The sequence below is a fragment of the Mycobacterium sp. EPa45 genome, from assembly GCF_001021385.1.
GTDB lineage: Bacteria > Actinomycetota > Actinomycetes > Mycobacteriales > Mycobacteriaceae > Mycobacterium.
The window spans coordinates 403,774-423,818 of the sequence record NZ_CP011773.1 but is presented as its reverse complement, the minus strand read 5'-3'; the positions used below and the strand labels follow the sequence as shown (position 1 = coordinate 423,818).

Here is a 20,045-nt window from a genome sequence, read left to right as displayed (position 1 = left end):
TTCGTCGGTCAACCCTGCTCAATGCGCATTGACCAGCGAAATGTTTGGAATTGACGGACGGGGCAATCCCGCAAACCGACTAGTGGGTTGATTAGTCGGCTGAACTTGCTCACAGTGGCTTGCGTTCCGGTTACCGGCCGGTATAGTTAGGCGTGTTACTGGTGGGTAACTTAGACCCGAGTACCCAACCACAAATCCGGAATTTCAGATGACATTCTCGCTGAGGAGGAGCTGTCATGAGCCACTACAAGAGCAACGTCCGCGATCAGGTATTCAACCTGTTCGAGGTCTTCGGTTTCGACAAGGCCCTCGGCGAGGGTGAGTACAGCGATCTCGACGCCGACACCGTGCAGGAGATGCTCGGCGAGATGGCCCGGCTGGCCGAAGGCCCGCTGGCCGCGTCCTTCACCGACGGTGATCGCAACCCGCCGGTGTTCGACCCCGAGTCCCACACGGTGACCCTCCCCGAGCCCTTCAAGAAGTCGGTGAAGGCATTCATCGACGCCGGCTGGGACAAGGTCGGCCTCGACGAGGCGCTCGGCGGCATGCCGATGCCCAAGACCCTGGTCTGGGCCCTGCACGAGCACGTGCTCGGCGCCAACCCCGCGGTCTGGATGTACGCCGGCGGTGCCGGTTTCGCCCAGATCGTCTACAACCTCGGTACCGAGGAACAGAAGAAGTGGGCCATCAAGGCCGCCGAGCGCGGTTGGGGCTCGACCATGGTCCTCACCGAGCCGGACGCCGGCTCGGACGTCGGTGCCGGCCGCACCAAGGCCGTCAAGCAGGACGACGGCTCGTGGCACATCGACGGTGTGAAGCGGTTCATCACCTCCGCCGACTCCGACGACCTCTTCGAGAACATCCTGCATCTGGTACTGGCTCGCCCCGAGGGCGCCGGCCCGGGCACCAAGGGCCTGTCGCTGTTCATCGTGCCCAAGTACCACTTCGACTTCGAAACCGGCGAGCCCGGTGAGCGCAACGGCGTGTTCGTCACGAACGTCGAGCACAAGATGGGCCTCAAGGTTTCGGCCACGTGTGAGCTGACCTTCGGCCAGCACGGCATCCCGGCCAAGGGCTGGCTTGTCGGCGAAGTGCACGAAGGCATCGCGCAGATGTTCGACGTGATCGAACAGGCCCGAATGATGGTGGGCACCAAGGCTATTGCCACGCTGTCGACCGGCTATCTGAACGCGCTGGAGTACGCCAAGGAGCGCGTACAGGGTGCCGATCTGACGCAGATGACCGACAAGACGGCGCCGCGCGTCACGATCACCCACCACCCGGATGTTCGTCGCAGCCTGATGACCCAGAAGGCATATGCCGAGGGTCTGCGGGCGCTCTACCTCTACACCTCCACCTACCAGGACGCCGCGGTGGCCAAGGATGTGCAGGGTGTCGAGGCCGACCTCGCGGTCAGGGTCAACGACCTGCTGCTCCCGATCGTCAAGGGTGTCGGCTCCGAGCAGGCTTACGCCAAGCTCACCGAGAGCCTGCAGACCTTCGGTGGCTCCGGCTTCCTGCAGGACTACCCGGTCGAGCAGTACATCCGCGACGCGAAGATCGACTCCCTCTATGAAGGCACCACCGCCATCCAGGCGCAGGACTTCTTCTTCCGGAAGATCGTGCGCGACAAGGGTGTAGCGCTGGCGCACGTGGCGGGCCAGATCGAGTCCTTCATCTCCAACGAATCAGGCAACGGCCGCCTGAAGTCGGAGCGCGAGCTGCTGGCCAAGGCGCTCGAGGACGTCCAGGCCATGGCCGCCTCGATGACCGCCAACCTGATGGCCGCGCAGGAGGATGCCGCCAGCATCTACAAGGTTGGGCTGGCCTCCGTCCGGTTCCTGATGAGCGTCGGCGACCTCGTCATCGGCTGGCTTCTGCAGCGTCAGGCCGCGGTTGCGATCGCCGCGCTCGATGCCGGCGCGACCGGTGCCGACCGCTCGTTCTACGAGGGCAAGATCGCGGTCGCGTCGTTCTTCGCGAAGAACATGCTGCCGCTGCTGACCAGCACCCGTCAGGTGATCGAGACGCTGGACAACGACATCATGGAGCTCGACGAAGCCGCCTTCTGAGTTATCCGTGCACGACGGCTCCGGGACCTTCGGGTCTCGGGGCCGTTGGCATTTCGGCCCGATCCGGACGGTGACTTTGGACCCTTTTTGCCAACTGATGCCCGTTACCCACCTAGGTCGGGACTTTGGGCCCTGGCAGTTAGCTGGCCATGGGCTACATTACAGGTATGGCGATGCTTGACAGCAACGAAGCGATTTCCGGGCATCCCGCGCCGACCGGCAGAAAATCGGGCAACGCGGTACCTCTGGCGAATATTGTCGCGCCGTTCACGAAAACCGCTGGATACTACGCTCGTTCATGGGGCGCGTACCTCGACGGGGAGGGTGGTGAGTTGCCCGTCGCCCGGCCCACGCTCGCGCTGGCCACCCACGCACTGCGCGACGAAATAGTGCTGGTCGGCCTGCGCCTGCGCCGCCCGCTGAGCGACGCCGCGGTCTACGACCGGATCAACTCCGAAGTCCTCAAGGCTATCGACTTCTACGGCAAGCGGGGCTGGCTCACTCGGCCGGAAGGCTTCTTCGCTCGCCCCGCTGCGCCGACCGACGTCAAGATCCGGTCCTTCGGCCGCGGCAACCGCAAGCACGAGCGGCTGTCGTTCGACAGCGGTTACACGCCTTACTCCCGGGAACCCGGCCGCCAGCGCTGGCTCAGCTATACCGGAAATCAGCGCGAGTACGCGCTGATGCTGCGCCACAGCGAGCCCCGTCCGTGGCTGGTGTGCGTGCACGGCACCGAGATGGGCCGCGCCAATCTAGACCTCACGCTGTTTCGGGCATGGCACCTGCACGAGGCCTTTGGCCTCAACGTCGTACTGCCCGTTCTGCCCATGCACGGCCCGCGCGCCAAGGGACTGCCCAAGGGTGCAGTGTTCCCGGGCGAGGATGTGATGGACGACGTCCACGCCACCGCGCAGGCGGTGTGGGACATCCGGCGGGTGCTGGCCTGGATCCGGCTCCAACAGCCCGACGCCAAGATCGGCGTGAACGGCATCTCGCTGGGCGGCTACATCGCGGCCTTGGTCGCCAGCCTCGACGAGGATCTGACATGCGCCATCCTGGGCGTGCCGCCGGCCAACCTGGTATCGATCCTGGGCCGCCACGCCGGACTGAGCCCCGACGATCCGCGGCACCTCACGCTGGAACTGGCTGAACCGATCGGCAACATGATCTCGCCACTGTCGATGCGGCCGAAGGTGGCACCGGAGGGCCGGTTCATCTATGCCGGTGTCGCCGACCGGATCGTGCACCCGCGCGAACAGGTGCTGGGATTGTGGGAGCACTGGGGACGGCCGAACATCGGCTGGTACCGCGGTGGGCATACCGGGTTCTTCCAGGCCCGTCCGGTCCAACAGTTCGTGGACGCCGCACTCGTGCAGTCGGGGCTGGTGGATCGGGGATAGCCGAGAGATTCTCAGCGGAACGTGTCCTCATAGTGACCGCCGCTGGAATCCCCTCTTGTCCAGCGGCGGTCCTTCGTTCACGTCCGAAAGGACGCAAACAAAGAGGATGCCCCGTGTTGCCGTCGGGTCGGGGGGTCAGACGGCAACACGGAGCTATCCAATACATCTGTAGCCCGTACGGGTTCGTTACAAACCCACCGAAACTTTTTTTATTTTTTTCTACGCCTCGAGGATCGCGGTCACGCCCTGGCCGCCCGCGGCACAGATCGAGATGAGCCCGCGCACCGGCTGACCAGTCTCTTTACGCTTCGCTGCCAGCTGTTTTGCCAGCTGGGCCACGATTCGACCGCCGGTCGCGGCGAACGGATGGCCGGCAGCCAGCGAGGATCCGTTGACGTTGAGCTTGGAGCGGTCGATCGCCCCGAGCGCCGCGTCCAGACCGAGGCGCTCCTTGCAGTACTCCTCGGATTCCCAGGCCTGCAGATGGGCCAGGACCACCGATGCGAACGCCTCGTGAATCTCGTAGAAATCGAAGTCTTGCAAGGTCAGGCCATTGCGGGCGAGCAATCTGGGCACCGCATAGGTCGGTGCCATCAGCAGGCCGTCGGAGCCGTTGACGTAGTCGACCGCGGCCGTCTCCGAGTCGACGAAGTAGGCCAGCGGAGTCAACGAGTGTGATGTTGCCCACTCCTCGCTGGCGAGCAGTACCACCGATGCGCCATCGGTCAGGGGAGTCGAGTTGCCCGCCGTCATGGTGGCGTCGCCGTTGCGAACACCGAACACCGGCTTGAGCTTGGCCAGCTTCTCGGCGCTGGAGTCGGCCCGCAGATTGTTGTCCCGGTACAACCCGAGGAAGGGGCTGACGAGGTCGTCGAAGAAGCCGGCGTCGTACGCGGCGGCCATGTTGCGGTGGCTGGCAGCGGCCAGCTCGTCCTGATCGACGCGTTTGATGCCCATCTTCTTGGCGGTGATGGCGGCATGCTCCCCCATTGACAGCCCCGTGCGCGGCTCCCCGTTCGTCGGGATCTCGATGCCCAGGGACGCGGGCAGCTTGCCGACCAGCTTGAGCCTGTCGACGTTGGACTTGGACCGGCGCAGGCCGAGCAGGGTTCGACGCAATTCCTCGCCGAGGCCGATCGGGGCGTCGGAGGTGGTATCCACCCCGCCGGCAGCGGCCGCCTCGTAGCGTCCGGCGGCAATCCCGTCAGCAGCGGCGATGGCTGCCTGCAGACCCGTGCCGCAAGCCTGCTGCAGATCGATCGCCGGGGTGTAGGGCGAGAGCTGACTGCCGAGCACGCTTTCGCGCATGAGGTTGAAGTCGCGGCTGTGCTTGAGCACCGCGCCGCCGATCACCGCGCCGAGCCGCTCGCCGGCCAGGTCGAACCGGTTCACCAAACCGCCGAGGGCCGCAGTGAACATGTCCTGATTGGAGGCTTCGGCATAGGCACCGTCGGATCGGGCGAACGGAATGCGGTTGCCGCCGATCACGGCGACCCGGCGGCTGTTTCCAGTGGTAGAGGCCACGTCAATCTTCCCCTTTGGGTTCGGTTTGGGAGGGGTATACCCACCCATACTAAACTCGCTCCTTACTCTGGAGTAAGTTCGTTCCCGGTCCACCCGCATCGCAACTCGAAAGGCATGTCCGTGGCTTCCGACCTCTTCTCGCAGATCGTCAACTCAGCGCCGGGCGCGCTGCTGGCCAAGCAGCTCGGCATTCCGCAGCCGGAGACGTTGCGCCGGTACAAGGCGGGTGAGCCGCCGTTGGCCGGCTCGCTGCTGATCGGCGGCGACGGCCGCCTGGTCGAGCCGCTGCGCGCCGCCCTCGCCGAGGACTATGACGTGGTGGCCGACAATCTGGGCGGTCGCTGGGCCGACTCGTTCGGCGGGCTCGTCTTCGACGCCACCGGCATCACCGAGCCGGCCGGGCTGCGCGGCCTCTACGAGTTCTTCACCCCGCTGCTGCGCAATCTCGGACCGTCCGGACGCGTCGTCGTGGTGGGCACCACGCCGGACCACACTGACAACGCCAACGAACGCATCGCGCAGCGCGCTCTGGAAGGGTTCACCCGATCACTGGGCAAGGAGCTCCGCCGCGGAGCGACGGTGTCGCTCGTCTACCTCTCGCCGGCGGCGAAACCCGCCGCGACCGGGTTGGAGTCGACGCTGCGGTTCCTGCTGTCGGGTAAGTCGGCCTACGTCGACGGCCAGGTCTTCTACGTCGGGGCCGACGACTCCACCCCGCCGGCCGACTGGGACAAGCCGCTGGACGGCAAGGTCGCCATCGTCACCGGCGCGGCCCGCGGCATCGGCGCCACGATCGCCGAGGTGTTCGCCCGCGACGGTGCCAAGGTCGTCGCGATCGATGTCGAGTCAGCGCATGACGCGCTGGGTGAGACCGCGGCGAAAGTCGGTGGCACTGCCCTGCCGCTGGACGTCACCGCCGAGGACGCAGTGGACAAGATCACCGAGCATCTGCGCGAGCACTACTCCGACCACAACGGCGGCCGAGCCGACATCCTGGTCAACAACGCCGGCATCACCCGCGACAAGCTGCTGGCCAACATGGACGACGCCCGCTGGGACTCGGTGATGGCGGTCAATCTGCTTGCTCCGCAACGGCTTACCGAAGGCTTGGTCGAGAACGGCAGCATCGGTGAGGGCGGTCGGGTGATCGGGCTGTCCTCGATGGCCGGCATCGCAGGCAACCGCGGCCAGACCAACTACGCGACCACCAAGGCCGGCATGATCGGGCTCACCCAGGCGCTGGCGCCGTCGCTGGCGGAGAAGGGCATCACGATCAACGCCGTCGCACCCGGATTCATCGAGACCGCGATGACCGCCGCGATCCCGCTGGCCACCCGTGAGGTCGGCCGACGGCTGAATTCGCTGTACCAGGGCGGCAAGCCGGTCGACGTCGCCGAAGCCATCGCCTACTTCGCCAGCCCGGCATCGAATGCCGTGACCGGCAATACGATCCGGGTCTGCGGCCAGGCCATGCTGGGGGCCTAAGGTGAGCACTGTGACCGAACAGCCGAGCGGACTGCGCAACATGCTGCGCGCCGCCGCGGGCTCGCTGCCGTTCATCCCGCGTGGTGATCATCTGCCCAACCGCACCCTGACCGTTGCGGACCTGTCCATCGACCCGTCGAACGTCGCCGCCTACGCGTCGGTCACCGGCCTGCGCTTCGGTGACACCCTCCCGCTGACCTACCCGTTCGTGCTGGCATTCCCGACCGTGATGGCGCTGATCACCGGTTTCGACTTCCCGTTCGCGGCAATGGGTGCGGTGCACGTGGAGAACGAGATCACCCGGTACCGCCCGATCGCGGTCACCGACGCCCTCAATCTGAAGGTGCACGCCGAAAATCTTCGCGAGCACCGCAAGGGTCTGCTGGTCGACGTCGTCACCGACATTCACGTGGGCAACGAGCGTGCCTGGCATCAGGTGACGACGTTCCTGCACCAGCAGCGCACCAGCCTGTCCGGCGGCCCCAAGGCGGAGCCGCCGAAGCGGCCGAAATTGCCGCCGCCCAACACGATTCTGCGGATCAGCCCCGGCCAGATCCGGCGCTACGCGTCGATCGGCGGCGACCACAACCCGATCCACACCACCCCGATCGGCGCCAAGCTGTTCGGCTTCCCCACCGTAATCGCACACGGAATGTTCAGTGCGGCAGCGGTTCTGGCGAACATCGAGGCTCAGGTACCTGATGCCGTGCGCTACTCGGTGAAGTTCGGCAAGCCGGTCATCCTGCCGGCCACCGCCGGTCTGTATGTCGACCGGGTGTCCGACGGCTGGGACCTGTCGCTGCGCAACCTGTCGAAGGGCTACCCGCACCTCACCGGAACGGTTCGCGGGCTGTAGTTTCAGGCCGTCAACACCTGGCGCGTACAGCGTCGCGGGAACAGCACACCGGTACGGATCCGCGTGGTGCGAATTGGATTCGAGGCGAACAGCCCTCGGCTGTGCGCGGTTTCGGCAATGACGTGCAACGGCGCGAAGCCGAAGTCGTAGATATACAGCCGCCCGCCGGGCCGCAGCACCCGTGCGATTTCTGGAACCGCCGCGGCGGGGTCGTCCCAATGATGCGAGCTGAACGAGGTGACGACGAGATCGAAAGTGTCAGCGGCGAACGGCAAGTCGGTGACGTCGCCATGTTGTGCCGACGCTCGATCGCCGAACTCCTCAAGATTGTGTTGAGCGGCGCTGACCATGTCGGCCGACAGATCTACCCCGACCAGGTGCAGATCCGACCTCCGCCTGGCCAGTTCCGCCACCAGCGCCCCCGGGCCGGTCCCCACATCCAGGACCGCCGCCCCGTCGGGCAGGACGTCGACGAGATCGTCGGCGATCCGCTCGTACAAACCTCGCAACAGTTTCCGGGCAACCAGGTCGTAGATTCGGCTGCCCCGGCCGGAGAAGACGCCCGGGCAGTTGCCGTGATGGTGGACTCGCATCGAACCTCCAAACAGTTGTTCCAAGCAACTATGCGGCCGACGCTACCCGCTATAGTTGCTCTGCACAACTGTCTACCCGGGAGGACATCCCCATGAATCACGGCGACGCCGATCGGCTTCATGCCCTGTTCATGGATCTGGTCCGGGTGGCCGGTTTGATCCGGCCCGAACAGGAGATTCCAGGGTTTCCGATCTCGATGTCGCAGGCTTTCGCCGTGCACGAGCTCGACACCGCTGTTCCACTGTCGCAGCGCGAACTGGCCGACCGGCTGAGACTGGAGAAGAGCACGGTCAGCCGGTTGGTTGCCGATCTCGAGCGATTGGGGCTGGTCGAGCGTGAACGCGACCCGGCCAGCCTGCGCACCAAGCGCTTGCGGCTCACCAGTGAGGGGCGGGCGCTGCACGCCCGGATCGGGGCGAATTACGCCGAGCAGTTCCGCTCCTGGGCGGCCCGACTCAGCGCCGCGGAGTCCGCGGCCCTGCTGGTCGGACTGCCCGCACTCATCCGCGTCGTGCGCGAGACGATGCCGGACGGCGTCTCGGCGACTAACCCGTCGTGACCGACGTGGTCTCTTTGTCGGACGGCGCGCCCTTGAGTCCGCGCCAGAACAGGTTGATCAACATGTCGGCGGCCTCGTCGACGTCGGCGTCACCGGTGCTGACGCGCGTCGCGACGGCCTCGCCGGCGCCCACAAGTGCGACGGCCATCATGTGAAAGTCGGTGCTGGGCTCCGGGTTTCGAGTGCCGGCTTCCAGCAGCCTGGCGACCATGTCGATGATTTTCTCGCGGCCTTCGCGAACGGTGTGCGCGAACGCCTGCGAGCTGGTGGCCTGGGTGTAGAGCACGATCCAGGACGCGCGGTTGGCGTCGATGTACTGCAGCACCGACAGAATGACGCTGCGCAACAGGTCATGCGGGCTCTGCTTGAGGTCGATGTCCTCGCGCACCGCTTCGATGAAGCGGCTGAGTTCTCTGGCCAGGCAGGCCCCGAACAGTTCTTCCTTGGAGCCGTAATACAGATAGAGCATCGGTTTGGAGATCTGCGCCTCGCCGGCGATGACGTCCATCGACGTCTCGTGATAACCGTTGACCGAGAACATCTGTACAGCGGCGTCGAGCATCTGCTGCTCCCGCACGGCACGGGGCAACCGCTTGGTGCCACCCGCCATATCACCGCCTTTCGCCAAAGGTTGCGTCCAGGCTAACCGCCGCAGCGCGGACTTTGCCCCTTCAGACGCGCCATTCGCAGCACCGAAGTTTCGACGGCGGGCAGCGACAGCTCACCGGCGTTGACCGCCTTCTCCAGCCGGTCGAGCACCGCGGGCACCTCGTCGGTGGTCACCCACAGCGCGACATCGGTGCCGGCCTGCAGGCTGCGCAGGACCGCCTCGGCGACGCCGTACCGGTCGGCGATGGCCGCCATGCTGGACAGGTCGTCACTGAAGACGGGTCCGTCGAAGCCCGGTCCGCCGTAGCCGCCGCTGCGCAGCAGGCCTACCGCCGCGGCGCTCAGGCTGGCCGGCGTCGTCCCGGTCAGCCCCGGCACCTCGAGGTGGCCGATCATGACCGCGACGGGGGCTTCCGTCGTCAGCGTGCGGTACGGAATCAAGTCGTTGCTCTTCAGCGCATCCAGTGCCGGGGTGGTGACCGCCCCGGCGGTGTGCGAGTCGCCCGACCCGTGCCCGTGACCGGGGAAATGCTTGAGGACCGGGAGGAGACCGGCGTCGCGCAGGCCACGCGCGTACGCCCCGGCGTACTCGGTCACCTTGGCTGGATCGTTGGAGAACGACCGGTCCCCGATCACGGTGTCGTCGGCGGCGTCGGTGACATCGACCACCGGCGCGAAGTCGATGGTGATGCCGAGGTCGTGGATCTTGCGGCCGCGGTCGAGGGCCTGCTGATACACCTGTTCGGGCGTCTGAGTCTGGGCCAGCACCCGCGCCGACGGGGCCTCGCCGATCAGCTTGGACAGCCTCTCCACTCGGCCGCCTTCTTCGTCCACGCTGACGGCCAGCGGCAGCGGGCCCGCGTTGGCGTAGTCGGCCAGCGAGCCGTCGGTCAGCATCGACAGGTCGGTCCAGCTGCCGACGAAGATACCGCCGACGTGGTAGGTGTCCACCACGTTGCGGGCGTCGGCCGCGCTCTTCACCCCGACCATCAACACCTGCGCCAGCTTGTCGCGCGTCGACATCGAACCCAGCAACTCCGGGCCGGCTCCGCAGGCGGGCGGCGCCGGGGTGCCGGGCGCCGGGACCGGCCCGGCCAACGGCACCGTGCTGGCCGACGACGGCGCACTGACCGGCGCCGACGACGAGGCCGCCGGGCGTTGCGCAGGGCTTGAGCAGCCGACGAACAGCAGCGCCGACGCCGACAGGGCCGTGACTCCGCGAATCGAGAACAGGCGTGTGGGCATCCGCACATGCTGTCACGGCCCTCGCCGAGGGCCAACCAAGGTTGGCCGCATGCTAGGTTGGCCAGCGGGTATTCACCCAGTGACACTGCGGGTCTTCACCCGCTGATCCGCACCGTCCCAGCAACCGCGAGGAGAAGCGACCATGACCCGGTTCGTGGTTCCTGCCGCTGCCAGCATCGTGGTCGGTCTGCTGCTCGGGGCCGCCGCGATCTTCGGCGTGACGTTGATGATCCAGCAGGACACCAAACCGCCGCTGTCGCCTGGCGACCCCGCGTCGTCGGTGCTGAACCGCGTCGAGTACGGCAACCGCGGCTAGTCTGAGCACGTTCACCGCCGCCTCCCCGTCGGTCATGGAGGCGCCCATCACGACTCCGCCGCTGTCGCGGCGTTGGCTCGGCGGTGCCTTCCTCGTCGCGCTGGTGCTGGCCTTCGCGCAGTCGCCGGGCATGATCTCCCCCGACACCAAGCTCGACCTGACCGCCAACCCCCTGCGCTTCCTGGCTCGCGCGGCGAATCTGTGGAACAGCGACCTGCCGTTCGGGCAGGCGCAGAACCAGGCGTACGGCTACCTCTTTCCGCACGGTGCGTTCTTCCTGCTCGGCGACATCCTCGGGCTGCCCGGCTGGGTCACCCAGCGGATCTGGTGGGCGCTGCTGCTGACCGCCGGCTTCTGGGGGCTGCTGCGGGTGGCCGAGGCTTTGAACGACGGCCGGGGCATCGGCACCCGCTCGTCGCGCATCATCGCCGCCGTCGCCTTCGCCCTCTCACCGCGGGTGCTGACGACGCTGGGGTCGATCTCGTCGGAGACGCTGCCGATGATGCTGGCGCCGTGGGTGCTGCTGCCGGTGATCCTGGCGTTGCGCGGGGGTGACGGAGCCGCTGGGCCCGCGACGTTGGGCCGAAGCAGGTCCTTGCGGGTGCTGGCCGGGCGGGCCGGGCTGGCGCTGGCCTTGATGGGCGCGGTCAATGCGGTCGCGACGCTCACCGGCTGCCTGCCGGCGATCATCTGGTGGCTGTGCCATCGGCCCAACCGCACTTGGCTGAGGTTCACCGCGTGGTGGCTGCTGGCGTCGGCGCTGGCGGTCACCTGGTGGGTGGTCGCGCTGCTGCTGCTCGGCCGGATCAGCCCACCGTTCCTCGACTTCATCGAATCCTCCGGGGTCACCACGCAGTGGGCATCGCTGACCGAGATGCTGCGTGGCACCGACAGCTGGACTCCGTTCGTCGCGCCGAACGCCACTGCGGCCGCCGAACTGGTGACCCAGCCGGCCATGGTGCTGGCCTCCACGCTGGTCGCCGCGGGCGGGATGGCCGGGCTTGCGTTGCGCTCGATGCCGGCCCGCGGCCGGCTGATCACCATGCTGCTGATCGGTGTGGTGCTGCTCGGTCTCGGCTACTCCGGCGGGCTAGGCTCCCCGGTGGCGCATGAGGTGCAGGCGTTCCTCGACGCGGCGGGCGCGCCGCTGCGCAACGTGCACAAGCTCGAACCGGTCATCCGCCTCCCGCTGGTACTGGGGCTGGCGCACCTGCTCAACCGAATCCCGCTGCCCGGCAGCGCACCCCGGCCGGTGTGGGTTCGCGCGTTCGCGCATCCCGAGAATGACAAGCGGGTGGCGGTCGGCATCGTGGTCATGGCCGCGCTGATGGTGGCCACGTCGATGGCCTGGACCGGCCGGCTCACCCCGCCGGGTGCGTTCCGCGCGATCCCCGACTACTGGCACCAGGCCGCGGACTGGCTGACCGAGCACAACACCGGTCACCCCACCCCGGGCCGGGTGCTGGTGGTCCCCGGCGCGCCGTTCGCCACCCAGGTCTGGGGCAACAGCCACGACGAACCGCTCCAGGTACTCGGCGAAAGCCCTTGGGGTGTACGCGATTCCATCCCTCTTACCCCACCGCAGACGATACGGGCGCTGGACTCGGTGCAGAGACTGTTCGCCGCGGGCCGACCGTCGGCCGGGCTGGCCGACACGCTGACCCGCCAGGGCATCTCCTATGTCGTCGTGCGTAACGACCTCGATCCGGACAAGTCACGGTCGGCGCGCCCACTGCTGGTGCACCGCGCCATCGACGGCTCACCAGGGCTGCAGAAGGTCGCGCAGTTCGGCGAACCGGTCGGACCGGGCACCCTGGACGGGTTCATCAGCGACAGCGGGCTGCGCCCACGATATCCAGCCATCGAGATCTATCATGTTGGTGCGCAAGAAAATCCAGGGGCGCCGTATCTGACGGACGCAGGTCGCATGGCCCGGGTCGACGGCGGCCCCGAGTCGCTGCTGCGCATCGACGAACGCCGCAGGCTGCTCGGCCAGCCGCCGCTGGGTCCGATGCTGTTGACCTCGGACGCCCAGCGCGCCGGACTTCCCGTGCCGGTGGTGACCGTGACCGACACCCCGGTCGCCCGGGAAATTGACTACGGCCGCGTCGACGACCACTCGTCAGCGGCAAGGGCCGAGGGCGACCACCGCAACACCTTCAACCGGGTGCCCGACTACCCGGTTCCCGGCGCAAAGCCTGTGCACGGCGCCTGGACCGGGGGGCGGCTGTCCGCGTCGAGCTCGTCCTCGGATGCCACCGCGCTGCCCAATGTCGCGCCGGCCAGCGGACCCACCGCCGCGATCGACGGCGACTCGGCCACCGCGTGGGTGTCCAACTCGCTACAAGCCGCAATCGGGCAGTGGCTGCAGATCGACTTCGACCGTCCCGTCACCAACGCGACGCTGACGCTCACCCCGAGCGCCACCGCCGTCGGCGCCCAGGTCCGGCGACTGCAGGTGTCCACCGAAAACGGCACCACCACAGTTCGTTTCGACGAACCCGGCAAACCGCTGACCGTCGCCCTGCCATACGGGGAGTCGCCGTGGGTGCGGATCACCGCGGTCGGCACCGACGACGGCTCGTCCGGGGTGCAGTTCGGCATCACCGATCTGTCGGTCACCCAGTTCGATGCGTCCGGCTTCGCCCATCCCGTGAACATCCGGCACAGCGTCGCCGTACCCGGGCCGCCCGGCGGATCCGCCGTCGCCGCTTGGGATCTGGGCTCCGAACTGCTCGGCCGGCAGGGCTGTGCCGATTCACCCGACGGTGTGCACTGTGCGGCGTCGATGTCACTGGCCCCAGAGGAGCCGGTCACCCTGAGCCGCACCCTGACGGTGCCCAAGGCGATCGAGGTCAAGCCCACGGTCTGGGTGCGCGCCCGGCAGGGACCGCACCTGGCAGACCTCATCGCCCAGCCGGGCACCGTCCGCTCGCGTGCCGACGCCGATCTGATCGACGTCGACGGCTCGGCCTACGCGGCCACCGACGGCGACCCGCGCACCTCGTGGACCGCGCCGCAGAGTGTGGTGCAGCACCGGAGTGCGCCGACCCTGACGCTGACGTTGCCGAAGCCCACCGACGTCACCGGCCTGGTGCTGACCCCGAGCTCCTCGCAGCTGCCAACACATCCGACGATGGTGGCGATCGACCTGGGCGACGGGCCGCAGGTTCGCCGGCTCGACGGCGGTGCCCAAACCGTGGCCCTGCATCCGCGGATGACCGATACCGTCCGGATCAGTCTGCTGAACTGGAATGACGTGATCGACCGCACCGCATTGGGTTTCGATCAGCTGAAGCCGCCCGGTCTGGCCGAGGTGGCGGTGCTGGGTCCAGATGGTAAGCCCGTCGCCGCCGCCGACGCCGCCGTCAACCGCAAGCGCGCCATCGAGATCCCGTGCGGTCAGGGTCCGATCGTCGCGGTCTCGGGCCGGTTCGTACAGACCTCGGTGACGACCACGGTCGGGGCGCTGCTGGACGGCGAGCCGGTCCCGGCCCGCGCGTGTGACCCGGCGCCGATCGCCCTGCCGGCCGGTGATCAGGAGCTGTTGATCAGCCCCGGCTCGGCGTTCGTCGTTGACGGGGCTCAGCTGTCCGGCCCACTGGCAAGCCAAATCACCACAGCCCCAACGACTCCCGCCGACATCCGCAGCTGGGGCGCCGACCGCCGCGAGATCAACGTCGCGCGGGCGCCCACCGCACGGGTGCTGGTGGTCCCGGAGAGCGTGAACCCGGGGTGGGTGGCGCACCTGCCCGACGGGGTCACGCTCACCCCGGTGATCGTCAACGGTTGGCAGCAGGGCTGGGTGGTGCCGGCCGGTGAGCAGGGCACGATCACGGTCAGCTTCCCGTCGAACCGGGCCTACCGGATCGGTCTGGCCGTCGGACTGTCCTTGCTGCCGCTGCTCCTGCTGCTGACGTTGGTGCCGCCGCGCCGACCGACGCCCCCGTGGGAGCCGGCCCGGCCGTGGGCGCCGCATCTGCTAGGGGGCGTGGGCGTCATGGCCGCCGGGGGGCTGATCGCGGGTGTCGGCGGCCTGGTGGTGTTCGGGATCGCGATGGTGCTTGGTTATCTGCTGCGTGACCGGGCCCGGTTGCGCGACCGGGTGACACTGGCCGCCAGCGCTTGCGGGCTCATCGCGGCGGGCGCGCTGCTGGCGCGTTACCCGTGGCGGTCGGTCGACGGCTATATCGGCCACTCCCCCTGGGTGCAGTTGCCTGCCCTGATCGCAGTCGGTGCGCTGGCCGCCTCGGGACTGTCCCCGGGTCGCTTCGCTGCCCGACGGGAGCGAACTGACAGCGAAACCACCGAGGGCACAAGCATTTCCCGTTAAGGTGTCACCCATGACAGAGCCGTCACAGGTCGAGACCGCGCGAGGCCCGGTCGCGACCAGCGACCTGGGTGTGGTGTTCATGCACGAACACGTGTTCATCCTGTCGCAGGAGATCATGGCCAACTATCCCGAAGGCTGGGGTGACGGCGAGGCCCGCGAGGCCGACGCCGTCGCCAAGCTCAACGAGCTGAAGGCACTCGGGGTGGACACCATCGTCGACCCGACGGTCATCGGGCTGGGCCGCTACATTCCGCGCATCCAGCGGGTGGCCGCGCAGACCGACCTCCAGATCGTGGTGGCCACCGGGATCTACACCTACAACGACGTCCCGATGTACTTCCACTTCACCGGCCCGGGAACCCTGCTGGACGGTCCGGAGATCATGACCGATCTGTTCGTCCGGGACATCACCGAGGGCATCGCCGACACCGGGGTCAAGGCGGCAATCCTCAAGTGCGCCACCGACGAACCCGGCGTCACCCCGGGTGTCGAACGAGTGCTGCGCGCGGTGGCCCAAGCCCACAAACAGACCGGGGTGCCGATCACCACCCACACCCACGCGCTGAGCCGGCGCGGCCTCGAGCAGCAGCGGATCTTCGCCGAAGAAGGCGTCGACCTCAGCCGGGTGATCATCGGGCACAGCGGAGACACCACCGACCTGGGCTACCTGGAGGAGCTGATCGTCGGCGGCTCGTATATCGGCATGGACCGGTTCGGCCTGGACGGCTTCCTCAGCTTCGACGACCGGGTCGACACCGTGGTGCGGATGTGCGAACGCGGGCACGCCGACAAGATGGTGCTGTCCCACGACGCGTCCTGCTACATCGACTGGCTGCCGGAAGAAGTCGTCCCGGTGGCCATGCCCAACTGGCATTTCCGGCACATCCACAACGATGTCCTTCCCGCGCTGCGCCAGCGTGGGGTGACCGACGAGCAGATCACCACCATGCTGGTGGACAACCCCCGCAACATCTTCGCCAAGCAAGGTGCCTATGAGTGACGAGATCCCGGCGCTGGGGGCCCGGCTGAGCCAGCTGGCTGCCGAGGCGCCCGATCGCCCCGCCGTGTCGTGCGAGGGCCGCACCATCACCCGCGCTCAGCTGGAGTCGACGTCGAACCGGCTGGCCCGCGCCTATGCCGAACTCGGGGTCAGTCAAGGCGATTACGTGACCATCGCGGTGGCGAACTCGATCGAGTGGGTGCAGGCGACAGTCGCGGTGTGGAAGCTCGGCGCGATCCCGCAGCCGCTGTCGCCGAGGTTGCCCGACGCCGAGTTCGAGGGCCTGCTCGACCTGAAGCCGCGCGCCCTGCTGGTCGGCCGCACCGATCCGCGCGGTCTGGTGCCGTCGGTGGCCGCGGATTTCACCGGTACTCCCGACCTTCCGGATGACCCACTGCCCGAAGCGGTTTCACCGGCGTGGAAGTCGATCGCCTCCGGCGGCAGCACCGGACGGCCTAAACTCATCGAGGCCGGTGGCGACAGCCGGTACCCGGCCGACCTGGTGGCGATGGGCATGGGCAATCAACCGACCGACACCCAGTTGGTGCCGGTGCCGCTGAGCCATAACACCGGGTTCACCTCGGCCACCATCGCTTTGGCGACCGGACAGCATCTTGTGCTGCTGCCCAGGTTCGACCCGGAGCGCTTCCTGCGGGTCATCGCCGACTACCGGGTCAACTACCTGACCACCGTACCGACGATCATGCAGCGGCTGCTGCCGGTCTATCACGCCAACCCCGACGGCTATGATCTGTCGTCGCTGCGCCGGTTGTGGCACGTGGCCGCCGTCTGCCCGCCGACCGTCAAGCAGGCGTGGATCGACCTGCTCGGACCCGATGCGGTGTGGGAACTGTACGGCGGCACCGAACTTCAGGCGTTGACGTTCATCAGCGGTTCGGAATGGCTGACCCACCGTGGTTCGGTCGGTCGCGTGGTGGCCGGCGAGATGAAGGTACTCGACGACGACGGCAACGAATGCCCGCCAGGTGTGCTCGGCGAGATCTACATGCGTCCGAACCCGGGCTCGCTCCCCACCTACCGCTACATCGGCAGTACCGCCAAGTCGCGCGACGGCTGGGATTCACTCGGCGATCTCGGCTGGTTCGACGGCGAGGGCTACCTGTATCTCGCCGATCGCCGTGTCGACATGTTCACCGTCGGCGGTCGCAATACCTACCCCGCGGAAATCGAGAGCGCGCTGTCCGAGCACCCGGCGGTGCTGTCCTGTCTGGTCGTCGGGGTGCCGCACGATGACCTCGGCCAGGTGCCGTATGCGTTGGTGCACACCGACGGTGGCGCGCTCACCGAAGAGGACGTCAAGGCGTTCGTGGCGCAGCGGCTCGCCGATTACAAGGTGCCACGGACCGTGGAGTTCGTCGACACCCCGTTGCGCGACGACGCGGGCAAGGCGCGCCGATCCGCGGTCCGCGACGAGATCATCGCCCGGCTGCAGGCCTGAGCATCAGCGCGCGATCACCGGCTCGGGTGTATCGCTGACCGAACTGTCCAGCGGCGGCACCGGCGCCTTCTTGCTCCACCAATTCCCCGGGCGTTCCGCGCTTGCCCGCCGATATTCCCAGCGCCGCAGGGCATTTCGGCATGGCGACTCGATCAGGGCGTAGCTGACCGCTGCCATCGCGAAGCCCAGCACGAGCGTCAGCACCAGCGTGACGATCAGGTTGCCGTTGAACATGAACCGGCCGACCATCGGGAACACCATCACCAGCGCGGCCAGGTGCCACACGAACAGTCCGTAGGACCACCGGCCGAGGGTGACCATGAACCGGCTGCCCAGAATCGGGTGGCCGGTGTCGGGGCGGTCGAGCACCAGCGGCGCCAGCAGGGCGCCGGCGACGATGGCGCCCATCGATGTGCGGATCACGAACTGCCCCAGAGTTGCCGGAACCAGATCCTTCGGGCCGGCCAGTGGTGAGGCCGAGATCAGATACGCGGCCAGTGCGACACCGAAGACGGCCAAGCGGTTTCGGGCCAGTTTGTGCGCCCACCCGACCGGGCTGACCGTCCACTCGGCCAGCAGCATGCCCGCGGCGAACCAGGAGGCGTAGGCCGGCGGCCAGTTCAGGAAGTTGACCCCCTGCATGGTGTGGATCGGCAGCAGACCCCAGCCGAGGCTGGCCAGCGCGACCGCAGCGATCACCGGCACCCGGGCCCGCACCGGCAGCCGACGGGCCAGGACCGCCAGGATCGGCAGGGCGAGGTAGAAGCTCACCTCTACCGACAAGCTCCACATCTGGGTCAGGCCTGCGGTCAGCGTGAGCGGAACGTAGACCTGGGTCAGCGTCAGGTTGGCCCACCACACCGTCCAACTGGCGTGGTTGGCCTCCGGCAGCAGCGTCAGGATGACGACGACCGCCACCACATAACCGGGCATGATGCGCACCAACCGCGAGCGCAGGTAGTGCCCGGTGGGCGGGCGGCGGCGCAAGTCCCGGGCCGCGGCGGCGTGGCCGCGCCACAGCAGAAAGCCGGAGAGCGCGAAGAACACCGCGACAGCCAGGTCGAAGCGGTGCAGCAGCCGTCCGACCACTGCGCCGGTGGTGCCGGTCTGGAAGGCGACGTGGGTGAGGACCACCCCCATCGCCGCGCAGGCGCGCATCCCTTCTACGGCGGGCAGGAAGCCGCGGGTGCCCCCGACCTGCTCCACCGGACCTGCCATAGCTGCCAGTGTGCGCCGGACGCGGTTGGCCCGCCAAAGTGGGTACACCTGGCCTGCGGTGGTGACCTCCTAATGAACCGGTGCTTTGGGCTGGGCTGTTAGGGTCAGACTTCGGTTTGCTTCGCCGTCAGGTGAGGTACGGCACGATCGCGAGTGAGGAGGCCACGGCAGCGTGAATCGCGCAGGCATGGTGCGTATCGCGGCATTCGGCATCATCGGGCTCGGAGCCGCCCTCCTGATCGCCGCGTTGCTGTTGACGACGTACACCTCCGGCAAGATCAAGAAGATCCCGCTCGACATCGACGAGACACTCGTCAGCGACGGCACCGGCAGCGCGCTGGATCCGTCATCACTGGTCGGTACGAAGTTCGTGGTCGACAAGAACGTGCCCCTGGTGTCACAGCAGCAGATCACTGTCGAATCCCCGGCGAACGCCGATCTGGTGACGCTTCAGGTCGGCACCAGCGTGCGGCGCAGCGACAAGCAACAGGACAACGGACTGTTGTTGGCCATGGTGGACACGGTGACCGTAAACCGCGGCACCGCGCTGGCGGTGTCCGACGACACCCACCCGGGCGGTTCGGTGCAGAAGCCACGAACCATCGAGGACAACAAGCCGCCGACGAACATCGCGCTGCCGCACGATGGCCTGGCCTATCGATTCCCGTTCGACACCGAGAAGAAGACGTATCCCTACTTCGACCCGATCGCGCAGAAGGCGTTCGACGCCAACTATGACGGGCAAGAGGACGTCAACGGGCTGACGACCTACCGGTTCACTCAGAACGTCGGCTACGACGCCGACGGCAAGCTGGTCGATCCGATCAAGTACGCCTCGCTCTATGACAAGAACGAGGACGGCGAGGTGACCGCGCGAGCCGAGCTGTGGGGTCTGCCCGGGCCGCCGGAAGAGCCGGTCACGATGACCCGCTACTACGCCGCGCAGCGCACGTTCTGGGTGGATCCGGTGACCGGCGTCATCGTCAAGTCCACCGAACACGCCAACCACTACTACGCCCGCGACCCGCTGAAGCCGGAGATGGCGGTGGTCGATTACAAGGTCACCTCCAACGAGCAGACCGTCGAATCCCGGGTGGCCTCGGCCCGCGACGAGCGTGACCGCGTGGGCCTGTGGTCGCGGGTGCTGCCGATCAGTTTCACCGCGGCCGGCCTGGTGGCCCTGGTCGGCGGGGCGCTGCTGGGCACCTTCAGCCTGCGCGCCGAGTCGGCGCTGATCGACCCTGGCCTGGACACCGCTGACCATGGGTTCTTCGGTAAGGACGAAACCGGGCCGATGCCTGCCGCCGAGGCGCAGACCGAGAAGTTGCCCGCCGCCAGACCCGATCTGGAGCCGCCACCGCCACAGCGGTGAGGT

Annotated in this window: 15 protein-coding genes; 10 read left to right on the top strand and 5 right to left on the bottom strand. The window is 67.6% G+C overall.

Annotation, left to right across the window (positions count from 1 at the left end):
- Positions 1-236: 236 nt before the first annotated feature.
- Positions 237-2,072, top strand: a complete 1,836-nt coding sequence (locus AB431_RS02000) for an acyl-CoA dehydrogenase (RefSeq protein WP_047328534.1) — start codon at positions 237-239, stop codon at positions 2,070-2,072.
- 173 nt (positions 2,073-2,245) lie between these two features.
- On the top strand, positions 2,246-3,472 hold the full coding sequence (locus AB431_RS01995; RefSeq protein ID WP_144418414.1) for a S9 family peptidase: 1,227 nt from the start codon (positions 2,246-2,248) through the stop codon (positions 3,470-3,472).
- Positions 3,473-3,691: 219 nt separating this feature from the next.
- On the opposite strand, the gene AB431_RS01990 is transcribed toward AB431_RS01995, so the two are convergent.
- Entirely contained in the window at positions 3,692-5,044 is a 1,353-nt protein-coding gene (locus tag AB431_RS01990; protein WP_369802966.1) for an acetyl-CoA C-acetyltransferase, read from the bottom strand.
- 72 nt (positions 5,045-5,116) lie between these two features.
- On the opposite strand from AB431_RS01990, the gene AB431_RS01985 reads away from it, so the two are divergent.
- Positions 5,117-6,481 (top strand): 3-oxoacyl-ACP reductase, encoded by a 1,365-nt coding sequence (locus AB431_RS01985; protein ID WP_235435801.1) that lies wholly within the window; start codon positions 5,117-5,119, stop codon positions 6,479-6,481.
- Between the two features lie 40 nt (positions 6,482-6,521).
- Positions 6,522-7,337 carry a MaoC/PaaZ C-terminal domain-containing protein gene (locus AB431_RS01980; protein WP_047332983.1) on the top strand — a complete coding sequence of 272 codons (816 nt, stop codon included), beginning with the start codon at positions 6,522-6,524 and terminating at the stop codon, positions 7,335-7,337.
- Between the two features lie 2 nt (positions 7,338-7,339).
- Here the strand turns inward: AB431_RS01980 and AB431_RS01975 are convergent, their stop codons facing one another.
- Positions 7,340-7,930 (bottom strand): class I SAM-dependent methyltransferase, encoded by a 591-nt coding sequence (locus tag AB431_RS01975; RefSeq protein WP_052960155.1) that lies wholly within the window; start codon positions 7,928-7,930, stop codon positions 7,340-7,342.
- Between the two features lie 92 nt (positions 7,931-8,022).
- Between AB431_RS01975 and AB431_RS01970 the strand changes: the two genes are divergently transcribed.
- Entirely contained in the window at positions 8,023-8,490 is a 468-nt protein-coding gene (locus AB431_RS01970; protein ID WP_052960154.1) for a MarR family winged helix-turn-helix transcriptional regulator, read from the top strand.
- Here the strand turns inward: AB431_RS01970 and AB431_RS01965 are convergent.
- Both AB431_RS01965 and AB431_RS01960 read right to left on the bottom strand, forming a co-directional pair.
- Positions 8,477-9,100 carry a TetR/AcrR family transcriptional regulator gene (locus AB431_RS01965; protein WP_047328530.1) on the bottom strand — a complete coding sequence of 208 codons (624 nt, stop codon included), beginning with the start codon at positions 9,098-9,100 and terminating at the stop codon, positions 8,477-8,479. The two genes, AB431_RS01970 and AB431_RS01965, sit on opposite strands and share 14 nt — an antisense overlap.
- 32 nt (positions 9,101-9,132) lie before the next feature.
- The gene (locus AB431_RS01960) at positions 9,133-10,344 is read right to left on the bottom strand and encodes a glycoside hydrolase family 3 N-terminal domain-containing protein (protein ID WP_047328529.1); all 1,212 of its coding nucleotides are present in this window, start codon (positions 10,342-10,344) and stop codon (positions 9,133-9,135) included.
- Positions 10,345-10,486: 142 nt separating this feature from the next.
- Between AB431_RS01960 and AB431_RS29775 the strand changes: the two genes are divergently transcribed.
- From AB431_RS29775 to AB431_RS01945, 4 genes are read left to right on the top strand one after another with little or no spacing between them, the layout of a single operon-like run.
- Positions 10,487-10,660: a DUF2613 domain-containing protein gene (locus AB431_RS29775; protein WP_071948071.1), complete on the top strand. Its 174-nt coding sequence runs from the start codon at positions 10,487-10,489 to the stop codon at positions 10,658-10,660.
- Positions 10,661-10,694: 34 nt separating this feature from the next.
- The gene (locus AB431_RS01955) at positions 10,695-14,993 is read left to right on the top strand and encodes an alpha-(1->3)-arabinofuranosyltransferase (protein ID WP_047328528.1); all 4,299 of its coding nucleotides are present in this window, start codon (positions 10,695-10,697) and stop codon (positions 14,991-14,993) included.
- Between the two features lie 10 nt (positions 14,994-15,003).
- Entirely contained in the window at positions 15,004-15,993 is a 990-nt protein-coding gene (locus tag AB431_RS01950; RefSeq protein WP_047328527.1) for a phosphotriesterase, read from the top strand.
- The gene (locus AB431_RS01945) at positions 15,986-17,452 is read left to right on the top strand and encodes an AMP-binding protein (protein WP_047328526.1); all 1,467 of its coding nucleotides are present in this window, start codon (positions 15,986-15,988) and stop codon (positions 17,450-17,452) included. The genes AB431_RS01950 and AB431_RS01945 overlap by 8 nt, the downstream gene beginning before the upstream one ends.
- Before the next feature lie 3 nt (positions 17,453-17,455).
- Here the strand turns inward: AB431_RS01945 and AB431_RS01940 are convergent, their stop codons facing one another.
- Positions 17,456-18,670 (bottom strand): acyltransferase, encoded by a 1,215-nt coding sequence (locus AB431_RS01940; protein WP_047328525.1) that lies wholly within the window; start codon positions 18,668-18,670, stop codon positions 17,456-17,458.
- A 172-nt stretch (positions 18,671-18,842) separates the two neighbouring features.
- Between AB431_RS01940 and AB431_RS01935 the strand changes: the two genes are divergently transcribed.
- A complete protein-coding gene (locus tag AB431_RS01935; RefSeq protein ID WP_047328524.1) occupies positions 18,843-20,042 on the top strand; it encodes a DUF3068 domain-containing protein in 1,200 nt (399 codons plus the stop codon).
- Positions 20,043-20,045: the final 3 nt, after the last annotated feature.

Coding starts and splice junctions, on each gene's coding strand:
- AB431_RS29775 (WP_071948071.1), top strand. CDS start 10,487: ATGACCCGGTTCGTGGTTCCTGCCGCTGCCAGCATCGTGGTCGGTCTG.
- AB431_RS01995 (WP_144418414.1), top strand. CDS start 2,246: ATGCTTGACAGCAACGAAGCGATTTCCGGGCATCCCGCGCCGACCGGC.
- AB431_RS01980 (WP_047332983.1), top strand. CDS start 6,522: ATGCTGCGCGCCGCCGCGGGCTCGCTGCCGTTCATCCCGCGTGGTGAT.
- AB431_RS01975 (WP_052960155.1), bottom strand. CDS start 7,930: ATGCGAGTCCACCATCACGGCAACTGCCCGGGCGTCTTCTCCGGCCGG.
- AB431_RS01965 (WP_047328530.1), bottom strand. CDS start 9,100: ATGGCGGGTGGCACCAAGCGGTTGCCCCGTGCCGTGCGGGAGCAGCAG.
- AB431_RS01940 (WP_047328525.1), bottom strand. CDS start 18,670: ATGGCAGGTCCGGTGGAGCAGGTCGGGGGCACCCGCGGCTTCCTGCCC.
- AB431_RS02000 (WP_047328534.1), top strand. CDS start 237: ATGAGCCACTACAAGAGCAACGTCCGCGATCAGGTATTCAACCTGTTC.
- AB431_RS01990 (WP_369802966.1), bottom strand. CDS start 5,044: ATGGGTGGGTATACCCCTCCCAAACCGAACCCAAAGGGGAAGATTGAC.
- AB431_RS01955 (WP_047328528.1), top strand. CDS start 10,695: ATGGAGGCGCCCATCACGACTCCGCCGCTGTCGCGGCGTTGGCTCGGC.
- AB431_RS01960 (WP_047328529.1), bottom strand. CDS start 10,344: ATGCCCACACGCCTGTTCTCGATTCGCGGAGTCACGGCCCTGTCGGCG.
- AB431_RS01945 (WP_047328526.1), top strand. CDS start 15,986: ATGAGTGACGAGATCCCGGCGCTGGGGGCCCGGCTGAGCCAGCTGGCT.
- AB431_RS01970 (WP_052960154.1), top strand. CDS start 8,023: ATGAATCACGGCGACGCCGATCGGCTTCATGCCCTGTTCATGGATCTG.
- AB431_RS01950 (WP_047328527.1), top strand. CDS start 15,004: ATGACAGAGCCGTCACAGGTCGAGACCGCGCGAGGCCCGGTCGCGACC.